At 63.7% G+C, this 13,835-nt stretch carries 19 protein-coding genes; all 19 read left to right on the plus strand.

Going from position 1 to position 13,835, the window contains the following annotated elements:
• The first annotated feature begins 1 nt into the window (after position 1).
• Positions 2–229 carry a hypothetical protein gene (locus FXN65_RS10725; RefSeq protein ID WP_151133180.1) on the plus strand — a complete coding sequence of 76 codons (228 nt, stop codon included), beginning with the start codon at positions 2–4 and terminating at the stop codon, positions 227–229.
• Positions 226–585 (plus strand): Ref family recombination enhancement nuclease, encoded by a 360-nt coding sequence (locus FXN65_RS10730; RefSeq protein WP_244620721.1) that lies wholly within the window; start codon positions 226–228, stop codon positions 583–585. Before FXN65_RS10725 ends, FXN65_RS10730 begins: the two co-directional genes overlap by 4 nt.
• Positions 582–1,562: a tyrosine-type recombinase/integrase gene (locus FXN65_RS10735; protein ID WP_151133181.1), complete on the plus strand. Its 981-nt coding sequence runs from the start codon at positions 582–584 to the stop codon at positions 1,560–1,562. The genes FXN65_RS10730 and FXN65_RS10735 overlap by 4 nt, the downstream gene beginning before the upstream one ends.
• Before the next feature lie 50 nt (positions 1,563–1,612).
• Positions 1,613–1,993: a RusA family crossover junction endodeoxyribonuclease gene (locus FXN65_RS10740; protein ID WP_151133182.1), complete on the plus strand. Its 381-nt coding sequence runs from the start codon at positions 1,613–1,615 to the stop codon at positions 1,991–1,993.
• The gene (locus FXN65_RS10745) at positions 1,993–2,304 is read left to right on the plus strand and encodes a hypothetical protein (RefSeq protein WP_151133183.1); all 312 of its coding nucleotides are present in this window, start codon (positions 1,993–1,995) and stop codon (positions 2,302–2,304) included. The genes FXN65_RS10740 and FXN65_RS10745 overlap by 1 nt, the downstream gene beginning before the upstream one ends.
• A 14-nt stretch (positions 2,305–2,318) precedes the next feature.
• Positions 2,319–2,897, plus strand: a complete 579-nt coding sequence (locus FXN65_RS10750; protein ID WP_151133184.1) for a hypothetical protein — start codon at positions 2,319–2,321, stop codon at positions 2,895–2,897.
• Between the two features lie 895 nt (positions 2,898–3,792).
• Entirely contained in the window at positions 3,793–4,164 is a 372-nt protein-coding gene (locus FXN65_RS10755; protein WP_178119301.1) for a hypothetical protein, read from the plus strand.
• Between the two features lie 188 nt (positions 4,165–4,352).
• Entirely contained in the window at positions 4,353–4,874 is a 522-nt protein-coding gene (locus FXN65_RS10760) for a DUF1441 family protein (protein WP_151133185.1), read from the plus strand.
• A complete protein-coding gene (locus FXN65_RS10765; RefSeq protein WP_151133186.1) occupies positions 4,855–6,963 on the plus strand; it encodes a phage terminase large subunit family protein in 2,109 nt (702 codons plus the stop codon). The genes FXN65_RS10760 and FXN65_RS10765 overlap by 20 nt, the downstream gene beginning before the upstream one ends.
• On the plus strand, positions 6,963–7,193 hold the full coding sequence (locus FXN65_RS10770; protein WP_151133187.1) for a hypothetical protein: 231 nt from the start codon (positions 6,963–6,965) through the stop codon (positions 7,191–7,193). The genes FXN65_RS10765 and FXN65_RS10770 overlap by 1 nt, the downstream gene beginning before the upstream one ends.
• Positions 7,193–8,644, plus strand: coding sequence for a phage portal protein (locus FXN65_RS10775; RefSeq protein ID WP_151133188.1), 1,452 nt, complete (start codon positions 7,193–7,195; stop codon positions 8,642–8,644). Before FXN65_RS10770 ends, FXN65_RS10775 begins: the two co-directional genes overlap by 1 nt.
• Positions 8,645–8,690: 46 nt before the next feature.
• Complete coding sequence (locus FXN65_RS10780) at positions 8,691–10,091, plus strand: S49 family peptidase (protein WP_151133189.1); 1,401 nt, start codon at positions 8,691–8,693, stop codon at positions 10,089–10,091.
• Positions 10,092–10,096: 5 nt separating this feature from the next.
• Positions 10,097–10,459 (plus strand): head decoration protein, encoded by a 363-nt coding sequence (locus FXN65_RS10785; protein WP_151133190.1) that lies wholly within the window; start codon positions 10,097–10,099, stop codon positions 10,457–10,459.
• 38 nt (positions 10,460–10,497) lie between these two features.
• Positions 10,498–11,490, plus strand: a complete 993-nt coding sequence (locus tag FXN65_RS10790) for a major capsid protein (RefSeq protein ID WP_151133191.1) — start codon at positions 10,498–10,500, stop codon at positions 11,488–11,490.
• Positions 11,490–11,822, plus strand: a complete 333-nt coding sequence (locus FXN65_RS10795; RefSeq protein WP_151133192.1) for a hypothetical protein — start codon at positions 11,490–11,492, stop codon at positions 11,820–11,822. The genes FXN65_RS10790 and FXN65_RS10795 overlap by 1 nt, the downstream gene beginning before the upstream one ends.
• Positions 11,819–12,436 (plus strand): phage tail protein, encoded by a 618-nt coding sequence (locus FXN65_RS10800; protein ID WP_151133193.1) that lies wholly within the window; start codon positions 11,819–11,821, stop codon positions 12,434–12,436. The genes FXN65_RS10795 and FXN65_RS10800 overlap by 4 nt, the downstream gene beginning before the upstream one ends.
• Positions 12,433–12,900 (plus strand): hypothetical protein, encoded by a 468-nt coding sequence (locus FXN65_RS10805; RefSeq protein WP_151133194.1) that lies wholly within the window; start codon positions 12,433–12,435, stop codon positions 12,898–12,900. The genes FXN65_RS10800 and FXN65_RS10805 overlap by 4 nt, the downstream gene beginning before the upstream one ends.
• Before the next feature lie 4 nt (positions 12,901–12,904).
• Positions 12,905–13,099 (plus strand): DUF7210 family protein, encoded by a 195-nt coding sequence (locus FXN65_RS10810; protein WP_151133195.1) that lies wholly within the window; start codon positions 12,905–12,907, stop codon positions 13,097–13,099.
• The gene (locus FXN65_RS10815; protein ID WP_151133196.1) at positions 13,092–13,835 is read left to right on the plus strand and encodes a phage tail tube protein; all 744 of its coding nucleotides are present in this window, start codon (positions 13,092–13,094) and stop codon (positions 13,833–13,835) included. Before FXN65_RS10810 ends, FXN65_RS10815 begins: the two co-directional genes overlap by 8 nt.

Genomic DNA, 13,835 nt, shown 5'->3' on the forward strand with positions numbered 1-13,835 from the left:
CATGGCGCAAGTTCGCGAGATCACCATCAAGCTTGATCCGGCGGGCCAGGCCATCCCTGGCTGCTGGGTAACCGATAACGGCTACACCATCTCCCAGGTGAATCGGCCTGGCCACCAGTATGCCGTCACTCGCCCCACTCAGAGCCTGCCATTCGGCTACAGCCCGGTCCTGGAAGAGATCCTCCAGCTGATCGAGGCCGATATCGAGGCCAGCGAGGTGTCGGCATGATGCAGGGTCGCAGTGTCACCCAGGCTCAGAAGGACTGGCATCACATGCTGGTCAACGGCGTTGGCTGCATCGCCTGCCGCGTCGACACCGGCGAGTTCAACGACTTCTGCAGCATCCACCACATCGACGGCCGCACCAAGCCGCACGCGCACTGGAGCGTGTTGCCGCTGTGTGCCGCGCACCACCAGACCGGTGGCGAGGGTGTGGCCCTGCACCACAACAAGGCCCGCTTCGAGCAGCGCTTCGGCACCCAGCGCGAACTGCTCGAGCGCTGCATGCGGATCCTGACCGAGGACGGCCACGACATCCCGGCGGCCTTCCTGGCCTGGCACGACGGGGAGGGCATCGAGGCATGAGCCGCGATGCCTTCAAGACCGTCGGCCAGGTGATCACCTGGTGGATCGGGCGCATCGAGCAGAACCGTACCGTGTCGACCAGCTATCGCCGCACCATGGCCAGTCTGGCCAAGCGGCACCTGATCCCCCGTCTGGGCGGTGTGAAGCTGAAGCAACTGAGCCGCGCCGTGGTGGACGACAAGCTGGTCTGGCCGATGCAGCAGACCCACTCGCCGCACACCGCGCACAAGGCCCTGCAGGGCTTGCAGCAGTCGCTGGCGCTGGCCGAGAAGCAAGGGCGGATCGAGGTCAATCCACTGTCGGCCGTGAGCTGGAAGGACTTCTGGACCGGCAACCTGCCGCCGCGCCCGGCCGGCCTGCTGCCGGTGGCCATCCCGACCCTGCTGCCGCACCTCTGCCAGACCCTGGAGCAGGACCCGGTGGCCGGCATGCTGGCGCTGATGATGCTGGCCCACGGTACCCGCATCGGGGAAACCTGCCTGGCGCAGTGGCAGCACATCAGCCTGCCGGAGCGGGTGTGGATCATCCCGGCGCAGAACACCAAGACCGGCCAGGAACTGGTGGTGCCGCTGACCGACCAGGTGTGCGCGTTGCTGACCCGCTACCGCGAGTTGCAGCACCCGGCCCGTCGCAACAGCGCATGGGTGTTCGCCATGGCCGGCGGCGCACCGCTGTCTGCTGCGATGGCCTCCCACATGTTCCGCGCCATGAGCAACCGCCAATGGCGCAGCCATGACCTGCGCAAGCTGGCCCGCACTGTGTGGGCAGAGCTCGGCATCGACTTCCTGGTGGGTGAGCTGATGCTCAACCACTCCATGGGCAAGCTGGCCAGCACCTACATCAAGACCGGCATCGACCAGGCGCGTCGCAAGGGGCTGGAGGCCTGGCATGCGTACCTCGATGAGCGTGGTTTCACCGAGGCGCACGGGCTGAAAAGTGCCGAAATAAGCTTTTCCTCGACTGCCGTTCCGGCCTAGTGCTGCGCGGCCTGTAGCCGAAATTTAACTTTCTAAATGAGGTAGATGAAATGGACGGGGAAAAGGGGCAAAGCGTGCTGCTGCCGTGGCCGCCCAGGGCGCTCAGTCCGAATGCCAGGGGCCACTGGTCGAAGCGCAGCCGGGCCGCGAAGAGCTACCGGATGCAGTGCTTCCTGCTGGCGAGGAAGGCGGGGCTCTCGGCGCCGGCTGGTCGCATCCTGCTGTCGCTGGAGTTCCTGCCGCCGAATCGCCAGCGCCGTGACGACGACAACCTGCTGGCCGCGTTCAAGGCTGGCCGTGATGGCCTGGCCGACGCTCTGCGTATCGATGACAGCGTGTTCGTCAGCCAGGTGCAGTTGAGCTCTGCGGTTTATCCCCAGGGAGCGGTGCGGGTCACGCTCTCGAGCTTCGCCCAGGCGGGAGCAATCTGATGTTTGCCATGCAGAAGCTAGAGCGTTGCGAGATCTGCATGGGGAAGGGTTCATTCCGGGGGATTTTCCATCGGATGGAGTGCGCCGGCTGCAACGGTGGCGGGTTCGTCACTCCTGATGGCCTGCCGCTGGAGTACCCGGCGCTGGTTCAGCAGCTCCGCCTCCGCCTGGCTATGTCGGGCAACGAGCGCCGGATGATGCAGGCGGCATTAGAGAAGGCTGGGCTCTGGCCGCTAACTGGTCCAGGCGATGACTACGTAGGACGCAACAACCGTCGTGGGGTAGGCGGCGGCAACATGACTGGGGATTGAGGGGGGAGAATGACATGATCTACAGCGGAGTACTCTCGGCAATCGTTTCTGCCCTGGCGGCGGAGACCATCGACAACACCTCGAAGCAGGCCTGGCAGAAGCTTTACCGGCCAGGCCATCAGGACGGCCTGGACCTGGCCACGCTGATGCGCTCTGGCGGGCAAGACGGCATCACCCGCACCGATGCGGACTGCTGGGTCTTCGCCCGCTTGCACAGCCAGTTGATACCTCGCCACTGGGCGGCGCTGGTGGCGAAGTACAGCACCCACAAGGGCCGAAAAGTTGAGGCCATCGCCTACCTGGCGCCGCTGGTGGCATCGCCGGCGACCCGACTCTTCGTGGCCAAGGCCGTGACTGCCTGGGCGATCCCGCCCCTGCGCGGCACTGAAGGCAAGCGCTCCACCGACATGATCGTGCTGCCGAAGGCGTTCTACGACATGAACGGCTGGGATCTGGATGGGCGACCGGAGCCAACCCGGCGCCGCTGGAGGCAGAAGATTAACGAGGTACTGGACGAGATGGTGGGAGAGGCCGTGGTAGCGGCCGGTGAGATCCTGCAGCGCGAAGGCGTGCTGATCGATATGGCCGCTTGACATCGAATGATCAGGTGATCAGTATTTATCCCATCCTGTCATTCCTGCGCCCGTGCGGGATTGACGCCCAAAGCCCGGCCATAGAGCCGGGCTTTTGCTGACAACCGATTGAGCGATTCCAATGGATCCCATTACAAGGAACTGGGTAAGCAATTTTGCACTCTGTATCGGTACCAGCCTCATGGTCACTGGCCTGTTTGGACTGATGACCATGTCCGCAACGCCAGTCAACAAGGAACCGCTTATTTGGACTATATTGTTTCTGGTCTTAAGTATTGTGGTGGTAGCGATTTCATATGCTGTCGCTGTCGGAGATGACTGATGGCTAGTGTCATTATCTTCTGCGTGTGGCTAGTCTCCCTAGTGGGGATTGGTCTGTTTGCGGTCCATCGTGGTAAACACCGTCAAGCATCCGCGAACCGGAAGAAGAATGAGGGAGAGGTTGATGGTAGCTATGTCGATCCTATCCCGCGGCCTGAGGTGATCGCTGCCTGGACCAGGGCGGTATCCGCGAAATCGGATCATCGCAATAAGGATCAGGCTCTAGATCGAGCGTTGATGGCCGCTCAGATTATTGCCGCCGCAACTGAGGCCAGGGCCGTTAAACATGCGGACTCCCTGTCACCCTTTCTGCGAAACCTGTATGTGAAAAGGCTTGATCAATCTCTCAGCATCAAAGACGCTCTGACAGGCGATAAAGGGAACGCTGAGTCTGCAAGGCGTTTTCGAGTAAGGGTTGTGTCGGATAAACCCAATGCGCCCCCGCCGAAGGGGTTTGGCGTTATACGCTCAACTGCCAGTTAGTCCAAAGAGCCCGGCCAAGCGCCGGGCTCCTTATTTCTGCATTTGCCAGGGCTGGTGTCAGCTCCGGAGGTGCTCCTTGAGGATTCAATCCATGACCGAGCCGGCTACCACTGCCGCTGGCGGCTTTGCCCTGTCCAAGCTGCTGGGCCTGGTGCTGGGCGTGCCGCTCGCTGTTGCTGTTGTGATGATCATGACCCGCCCGCGCAGCTCGCGTGAGTGGGCTGTTGCGCTGATCTCCACCGTTGTCGTGTCCATCGGCGGCGGCGCGGCGGTGATCCAGTACTACAGCTTGCACGAGTGGGCCGTGACCTTCTATGGCTCGCTCGCCCTAGCCAGCCTGCACTTCACCTGTGGCTTACCAGCCTGGGTGCTGGTTCGCGCTTGGTTCATCTACGCCGAGAAACGGCGCGACTCCACGCTGCCTGACTTGGTGAAAGAGATTCGCGAGGCTTCGGGGAAATGATGTGCTACAAGGCGCACCAGAACGGTGCGGGCGGCAGAGCGGGGGACCCTGGCACCCCGCCCCCTACCGCGGGGAAGGCGTCGAGCCGCGCGGTGACAGACAATTTTTCGATTTTCTAATGCTCCACCACACCCCCTCTCGCCGCATGGCTCAAAGCCGCGCCGTTACTGGGCTGCGTAGGAGTCAGCATGGTTGCGACCCTTGTACATTCCGGGGCGCGATTGTGGTCCATCAATGCACTGGCTGAAGAGTTCGGCATCGATCGCCGGACGGTGAAGAAACGACTGGAGGGAATCCCGCCGGCAGGCGAAACCAACGGCCATCCCGCCTGGCGTCTTCGGGACGTGGCCATTGCCGTGATGGGGCCTCAGTCTGCCGCTCAGACCTTCGGTGTTGATCCGGATGAGCTGCCGCCGAAGGACCGCCTCGACCATTACCGAGCCGAGCGCGAAAAGATCAGGTGGGAGTCCGAGCAGCGCATCAGCATTCCCGCCCCCGAGGTCGAGCAGGTGGTTGCCACCGCCTTCAAGGCGCTCTCCCAGGGACTGGACTCCATCCCCGACGTCCTGGAAAACGACTGCGCTCTCGGCGCCGCCGAGGTGGAACGCACCATCGAAGTGATCGACAACATCCGCGAGGGCCTCTATCAGCAGTTGCTGGAGGTCTGCGGCAAAATGGAACAGAACGACGATGCATGCGAATCCGGCTGACATCGTTCGCAACATCGCCGAGCTGATCCGGCCGCCGCGTCGGATCTCGGTGAGCCAAGCCGCCGAGGACTATCTGGTCCTGAATGAACCGGGCGGCTACCAGGGCAAGTTCACCCTCGACGTGGCGCCGTACATGCGCGAGCCGATGGATCTGAAGGCCAGTCGGCGGTTTGAGGGCGTAGTCTTCGTCGGCCCCGCGCGATCACTGAAGACCCAGGCTCTGATTGATGGCGGCATGGCTTACACGGTGATGTGCGATCCGGGAGACGCCCTGATCGTGCAGATGAGCCAGGAGGCCGCTCGGGACTTCTCCCGGACCCGCGTTGACCGAGGCATTCGGTACAGCCCGGAGATCAAGGCGAAACTGTCCACCGGCCGCGCCGACGACAACGTCTACGACAAGTTCTTCAAGACCGGCCAGATCCTCAAGATCGGCTGGCCGGCGGTTTCCCAGGTGTCGTCGAAGTCGATCCGCTGGGTCGATATCACCGACTATGACCGCATCCCGGACGACATCGAAGGGGAGGGCAGTCTCTGGGCCCTGGCGCTGAAGCGGACCCAGACCTTCAAGTCGCGCGGCATGTGCTGCGCAGAGTCGTCGCCTGGCCGCGAGATCACCGACCCGACCTGGCGCAAGCAGACGCCCCACGAGGCGCCGCCTTGCACGGGCATCATTGGCCTGTACAACACCGGCGACCGGCGTCGCTGGTATTGGCAGTGCCCTAGCTGTCGTGAGTACAGCGAGCCGACACCCGGTGTTTCCTGCTTCGCCTTGCCTCCGTTCGAAGAACTGAAGGAGACGATCCGCAGTGCCGATCTGATGGCGCTTGCCGCGAAGAGCGCCTTCTTCTGCTGCACCCACTGCGGGGACATGATCAGCGAGAAGTACAAGCGTCTCATGAATCGCTCGGGCCTCTGGCTTATCGAAGGCCAGCAGGTGGACCGGCATGGCGAGGTGAGCGGTACCGCTCGCCAGAGCAAGATCGCCAGCTTCTGGTTAGGCGGCATGCCCGCCGCGTTCCAGAGCTGGGAGTCGATTTGCCTCCGCTACCTGGAGGGCGTGCACGCCTACGTCACCACCGGTGATGAGACCAAGCTGAAAGGCACGACCAACCTGGACCAGGGCGCGCCGTACATGCCGCAGCGCTCCGAGGCGGTCCGTTCGGCCGATGTGCTGATCGAGCGCCGCGAAGAGGTGATCAAGCACCAGGTGCCCGAGGGTGTTCGGTTCCTGGTCACCTCGGTGGACGTCCAGGCCGGTGGCAAGCCGCGCTTCGTTGTGCAGGTCCACGGCTATGGCGTCGGCGGCGAAGAATGGCTGGTCGATCGCTACAACATCCGGAACAGCCGACGCGTTGGCCCGGATGGAGACGAGTTGCCGATCGATCCAGCTGCCTACCTCGAGGACTGGGAGGCCCTGGTCACCGACGTAATGCAGAAGGCCTATCCGCTCTCAGATGGGAGCGGGCGAGCGATGTTGCCGGCCCTGGTTGTCTGCGACTCGGGCGGTAAGGCTGGCGTGACGGAGAAGGCTTATGACTTCTACCGGAAGCTGAAGCGTCGAGGACTCCACCGCCAGTTCATGCTGATCAAGGGTGGGAGCCAGCCCAACGCACCGCGGCTGCGAGAGAGCTACCCCGACAGCGAGCGGAAGGACCGCAAGGCAAAGGCCCGGGGCGAAATCCCTGTCTGGATGCTGAACACCAACCTGCTGAAGGACGCCGTGAACAACGACCTGCAGCGGGACAAGCCTGGTCCCGGCTTCGTCCACCTGCCCGAGTGGCTCGGGGAATGGTGGTTCGAGGAACTTACCTTCGAAGTGCGCACCCAGCGTGGCTGGGAGAAGCCCAGCAAGGGCGCCAACGAGGCCTTCGACCTGTTCTGCTACGCCCGCGCTGGGGCTATCAAGCTCGGCATCGAGCAGATGGATTGGGAGAGGCCCAAGCCTTTCGCGCGGGGCTGGGATGAGAACCCGCACGTGCACCAGGTGGCTGAAGTCTCCGTCGTCATGCCCAAGCCGGTCGAGGCCGCCAATCAACGAATCAAGAAAACCGCCACCCGCCGGGTGCGAATGCAGGTATCCCGCTGATGGCATACACCCAAGCTCAACTCGACCAGGTCGAGCAGGCCATTGTCGACCTTGCTCGAGGTGAGCGCGTGGTCGAGGTTCGTTTCGGGCCGAACGACACCACCCGCTATGCAACCGCCGAGCTGCCCCAACTCATTGCTCTGCGCGACACCATGCGCGCCGAGATCATTGCTGCAGGGCAAGGCAAACGAATCCGCGGCTACCGTCTCCGTCACTCCAGGGGGTTCTGATGGAATTCGAAACCCTCAAGAGTCGAGGCTTCCAGATCGATGGGATCCCGCTGACGCCCCAGGCGAATTACGACGCCGCCAGTACCGGCCCACGCTTGAAAAGTTGGGCACCGGGCTCCGCCGGTCCCACACGCGCGGTGGTCAGCCAACTCACTGCCGTGAGGGCGCGCTCGCGGGATGCGGCCAGGAATAACGGCTGGATCAGCAACGGCATCGGCAACTGGGTCGGCAACGAGGTCGGTACCGGCATCAAGCCGCGCTCCAAGGCGAAGGACAAAGCCTTTGCCGCCGCAGCCAACAAGCTGTGGGAAGAAGAGTTCTGCCCGACCGCCGACTTCGATGGTGTGCTGGACGCCTATGGCCTCATGGCCCTTGGCGTTCGATCTCGGAAGGAGGCCGGTGAGGTCTTCCTGAAGATCCACCACCTGGGTCTCGACAGCGGCATGCCGCTGCCGATTCAGTTCCAGCTCATTGAAGGTGACCAGGTTCCACATACCCTCAACGAACAGCGCCTGGACTACGAAATTGTCGCTGGCGTGGAGTTCCGTGGCGGGCGCCGGGTGGCCTACTGGATGTTGCCGCGCCACCCCAGCGACACCTCCCAGGGCAGCATCCAGCCGGTGCGCATCCCGGCCAGCGAAGTGATCCACCATTTCGCACCGCTGCGCCCCGGCCAGGTGCGCGGCATGGCGGAGACAGTCCAGGCGCTGGTGAAGGCCCGCGACTTCGACGAATACGACGACGCCGAGCTCACCCGGAAGAAGACCCGCGCCGACTACACCGGTGTGATCAAGCGCCAGCAGTACGACGAGGACGAGTACAAGTTCGACCCGTTCACCGGCGAACCGCTGGAGAACGAAGGCGGCGTCGGGGTCGTGAACATGCAGCCGGGTAGCTTCCCGGCGCTACTGCCAGGGGAAGAGATTCAGCTCTTCGATGGCGACCAAGGCGGTGGCTATGGCGACTTCATGCGTCAGCAGCTGATGGGCGTTGCTGCCTCGTTGGGCATTCCCTACGAACTGCTCTCCGGCGACATGCGTAACGTCAATGACCGCATCCTTCGCGCGCTACTGAACGAGTACCGCCGCCGCATTGAGCAGTACCAGTGGCTGTACACCATCCCGCAGCTTTGCCAGCGGATGTGGACGGCTTTCATCGATGCCGCCGTGCTCGCCGGTCGTCTGCAGGCACCGGACTACGCCATCCGCCGTGGTGACTACATCGCCTGTGATTGGCGCCCCCAGGCATGGCGCTACCTGCACCCGGTGCAGGACGCCCAAGGCGAACTGATGCTGATCAAGGGCGGCCTTGGTTCCCGGGCCTCGGCAGCGGCCGAACGCGGCTACGACGTCGAGGAGATCGATGAACAGAACGCCGCTGATGCCCAGCGCGCCCGTGAGATGGGGTTGGAGTACAGCCACGACCCCGTCAAAACCAAGGACGACGAGTAACCCCGAGGCCCGCTAAGTGCGGGCCTTCTTCATTCTGGAGCACCCAATGAAACCGACCAACTTGCTGGCGCGGCTGTTCAGTCGCGGCCAAGGCGGCCCGCTGGTGTCGCAGATCTACTCCCGCGCCATCAACCGGCCCTTGCTGGTCGAGCCGGGCATGGCCGAAACCCTGATCGATGGCTGGCTCCATGGCCGTCTGGACGCAGGTGAGGGCGGCGAGCCCCGTCAGGTCATGGAGAAGGTTGGCCATATCGCCGTGCTGGAGGTGTCCGGCCCGTTGATCTCGCGCATGGTCGAAGCCCCACCGTGCGGTACCGCACCGGTCAGCTTCGAGGCGCTGAACCTGGCCTTCGACGACATCGAGGCCGACGCCAACATCACCCACGTGGTGCTTCGCCTGGAGACTCCCGGCGGCGAGGCGGCCCAGCTCTTCGATCTCACCGACCGAATGGCCGGCCTGCGGCAGACCAAGACGCTGATCGCCATGGTCGACGACTACGCCTACTCCGGTGGTTACGGCCTGGCAGCGGCCTGCTCCGAAATCTGGCTGACTCGCACCGGTGGTGTCGGCAGCGTCGGTGTGGTCATCGGCCACAAGGACGTCTCCGAGAAGAACGCGAAGGAGGGGGTGAAGTGGACCTATGTCCACTCCGGCGCCCTGAAGGTGTCTGGCAACCCCAACGAGCCGCTCTCCGATGACGCCCGCGCCTTCATGCAGGTCGAGTCGGATCGCATTTATGACCTCTTCACCACCAGCGTGGCCACCTATCGCGGCATGGACGTCGAAGCGGTGCGTGCCACCGAAGCCGGGCTCTTCTTTGGCCAGTCCGCCATCGACGTAGGTCTGGCTGATCACGTCGGCACGTTCCGCGAGCTCATGACCGAATTGCAGGGCGGTACGTACACCCGCAAACGCCAGGTCACTGCGGCAGGCGGCGCCAGCGTTGAGTCCGAAGAGGTTGTAGTCGACGACCTTCCGGCAGAGCAGGCGGAAGAGGGCGATGGCGCCGGAGCCGTCGAGGTCGATCCGGACAGCGAGGTGGCGGGTACCGTCGAAGAGACCCAGGAGTCCACAGCCGAAGGCGATGCTGCAGCAGCGGCTGACCAGCCTCTGGCTGCCGACGCCATCGCCGAGCAGTGCCAGGCCAACGGTCTTTCTTCGATGACCGCCACTGCCATCCGCGAGAAGTGGACTGCCAACCAGATGGCTGCCGCCGTCGCGCGAGCCAACGAGGTGCGCAACCTCTGCACCGCCGCCGGCATGCCACAGCTGGCCGCCGGCTACATCAACGCCGCCACCGGGGTGGAAGTGGTTCGCCAGGAACTGGCAAGCCGCCTCGCCAAGGGAGCGCAACTGAGCAACCGCCAATCGGCGGGTAACGACCGTGAGGCTAAAGGCCGCACCACCACCTATGCAGCCGTGTATGCGCGGCGCAACGCGAGGTAAGCAATATGAGCGTCAAGACCGAGACCCGCCGCGCCGGCGACTTCGTGCTGTCCGAAGCCAACGGCACCCTGTCCCGCGAGAACATCGTTATCGATACCGGCGTACACGTGCCTGGCACCGTGCTGGGCAAAGTCACCGCCACTGGCAAGTACGTGGCGTTGGCGCCCGCCGCCACTGACGGCAGCGAGGATGCCGCAGCAGTTCTCTACGGCCATGCCGATGCCACTGCCGGCGATGCCAAGGCCGTAGGCATGGTGCGACTGACCGAGTTGATCGTCGACCTCCTGGTCTGGCCGGCCGGCATCACCACCGAACAGAAAACCGCTGCGCTTCTGGCCCTGGCCGGCAGCCACATCGTGGCGCGCTAAGCGCTCGTACTGCATCTGGCCTGACACAGGAGAAAGCCATGCATCTCGACATTTTCAACGACGACGCTTTCAGCGTTTCCAGCCTGACCGCAGCCATCAACGAACAGCCTCACCAGCCTGGCCGTATCGGCGCCCTGGGCCTGTTCAGCGAGGAAGGCGTCACCACCACCTCCGTGACCATCGAGTACAACAAGGGTGGTCTGTCCCTCGTGCCGGTGGGCGAGCGCGGTAAGCCGGTGAGCCCGCAGGATCGCGACAGCCGTAACCTTCGCTCCTTCGTGGTTCCGCACCTGAAGAAGGATGACACCCTGCTGGCGGACGCCATCCAGAACCTGCGCGCCTTCGGTAGCGAAACCGACGTAGAGAGCGCGCAGAATCTGGTCAACCAGCGCCTGGCTCGCATGAACCGCGACCTGGATGCCACCATCGAGTTTCACCGCGTCGGTGCGATCAAGGGCCTGATCCTCGACGCCGACGGCTCTTCGGTGATCTACGACCTCTACAACGAGTTCGGCATCACCCAGGAAACCGTCAGCCTGGCGCTCGGCACCGGCACCACCAACGTCCGCAACAAGATCCTCGAGGCAGTCCGCAAGTCCGAGGATGCCCTGGGTGCCGCCGTCGTCAGCGGTTACCGCATCTTCTTCGGCCGCACCCTGTTCGACCAGTTCACCGGCCACGGCAAAGTGGAAGCGGCCTGGGAGCGCTGGAACGAGGGCGAGATGCTGCGCAACGATCCGCGCGGCGGCTTCCTTTTCGGCGGTGCCTTCTGCGAGGAATATCGCGGCAAGGTTGGCAGTCAGGCCTTCATCGCCGACAACGAGGCGTACCTGGTGCCGGAAGGCGTGGCCGATCTGTTCATCACTCGCTTCGCCCCGGCGGACTACATGGAAACTGCCAACACCCTGGGTCTGCCGAAGTATGCGAAGCAGGAACCGCTGCGCATGAATCGCGGCATCGAGTTCGAGGCGCAGTCAAATCCGCTGAACCTCTGCACTCGCCCCGGTGCGATCATCAAGCTGACCGCCTGATGAGCCGCCAGCAGCTGAAAGAGCGGGCAGCCCGCGCCATTTTCCAGCGCATGCGTGAAGAGAATGGCCAGGGCGATCCCGATTTGGGCTCTTACAACGAACCAGGTGTTCCGCCGATCCACGATCTGGAGCTCGTCATCCTGCGGGATGTCGAGCGGGTCGGGCCGGACGGCATGCTGGTGGTCGATCACGCACAGATCAGCGTGCTGGCGTGCCAGCTTCCGAAGGTTCGTCGAGAGGGTCTCTTCGTGGCTGGCTGCCAGCGCTGGCGTGTAACCGCCCCAATTCGCAATGACGGCGTGATAGTCACCGCCGCGGTAATGCCGGCATGAGCGGTCTGCGCGTCGAGTTCAAGGGAGGCAAGGAGGCGCTGGCGCGCCTCGATGCCATCCCTGCCAAGGCCAAGATGGCCGTGGTCATGGCGCTGAACGACACCGGCGAGTCGCTGCGGGCCGACGTGCTGCGCGAGATTGGCGCCGAGGTGAACATCAAGCGCGTATTGCTTCGAGAGCGAATCCGCCTCACCCGGGCGACCAAGGGCCGGATGGCCGTTCGCATCTGGGCGATGAAGAAGGGCCTGGTGCTCAGTCACTTTCCGCACAAGCAGCTGTGGAAGAAGGGGAAGAACGGCAAGCGTAGGCCGGCTGGTGTTCAGGTGAATGTTTCGGGCCGGACCTCGGTCATGGATGGCGCATTCATCGTCAAGTCGGCGGGCTCTGGCAGCACCGACGGCCTGATCTTCGTCCGCTATGGCCCGAAGCGAGAGATGAGCGAGCGCCGCGGCGCTGGCCCGAATGGGTATGACTTGCTGCGTCAACGCATCCGCGCCCTGTACGGCCCATCGCCGTCGCAGATCCTGAATACCCGAAAGCCTGACTTCGAAGCGCAGGGGGAGAACATCCTCGAGCGCGAAGTCAGGCGCCAACTCGAAAGGGCCAAGCTTTGAGCCAGAACCCACTGAACCTGGTGGATCAGGTGCTGATCGACCGGCTTTCGACGATCACGCCAGCCAACGGCTACTTCACCGATATCGGCACCCGCATCCACACCAAGTGGATTGGCGCGCTGTTGGATGTCGAGGACCTGGCCTATCCCTGCATCACCATTCAGCCGGACGAGTGTCCGCCAGCACTCGCTGGCGCAGGAGTTTGGCAGTTTCACCTGGGCCGCAAGGTTATCGGCCTGGCCAAGCCCGACCACCCTGATGACTGCCTCGCACAGCTCAACGATATCGCTGCCGACCTGGCGCGCTGCCTCCATGTTCAGGAAGGCATGCCCAACCCCTGGGGCCAGAGCGGCCCGCGCAAGGTGGTCCTGAAATCCATCAGCCAGTTCCAGCCGGACCATGAAGTGCCGGTTGGAACGGTTTCCATCCCCGTGCAGCTGCACGTCGTCCTCCCCGGAGAGTAACCCCATGTCGAGAAGCAACGACCCCGCTGCCCAGCAGCCGGGGCTGGTCGAGGTGCGCCTGGCGAAACCTCACACCCACAAGGGCCAGCAGAAGAAGGCTGGCGAAACCATCACTGTCACCGCCGATCGCAAGGCCTGGCTGGAATCCCAGGGCGTAGTCGAAGACGGCACTCAGCAGGAGGAATCCAGCAATGGCTGATCTTCGCGGCGCTTTCCTGGGGGTAGGCAAGATCTACCTCGAAGACCTGGATCTGCCCAAGGGCCTGATCCACATCGGCAACTGCAACAGCCTCAGCTACGAGGCCACTCCGCAGGAGATCGAGGAGCAGGACTACACCACCCCTGGTGGTGGCCTGGATGCCTCGGTTCAGCGCATCACGGCGGTGAACGTCAACTACAACGCCCGCCACTTCAAGGCAGAGAACATGGCTCGCGCCCTGTACGGCAACGCCACCAGTGTGGCCGCTGGCACTGTCACCGGCGAGGCGAAGAAGGCCTGGCCGGGCGCGCTGCTGGTGCTGGATCACCCGGGCGCCACCAACGTGGTCATCACCCCGGCGGCCGGCGGCGCTGCCCTGGTGCTGAACACCGACTACACCCTGAACGCCGCGGGGTTCCCCGAGTTCACCGAGGCCGGGGCCGTTACCTCCGCCGGGATGGATGTCGAAATCGACTACTCCTACGCCAAGCACGTGACCATCCAGGCCCTGGTGAAGTCCGGCAAGCGCTACCGCATGGTGTTCGTCGGCCTCAACGAGGCACGCTCCGGCAAACCCGTGGTGGTCGAGGTGCACCGCGTGAACCACTCGCCGGCCAGCCTGGGCTTCATCGGCGACGAGTTCCAGGGCATGGAGTTCACCGCCAAGTGCGAGAAGGACCCGACCAAGACCGGCACTGGTGTGTCGCAGTACCTGGTGATCAAGGACGTGGACTGA

The organism is Pseudomonas lalkuanensis (assembly GCF_008807375.1).
Taxonomy (GTDB): domain Bacteria; phylum Pseudomonadota; class Gammaproteobacteria; order Pseudomonadales; family Pseudomonadaceae; genus Metapseudomonas; species Metapseudomonas lalkuanensis.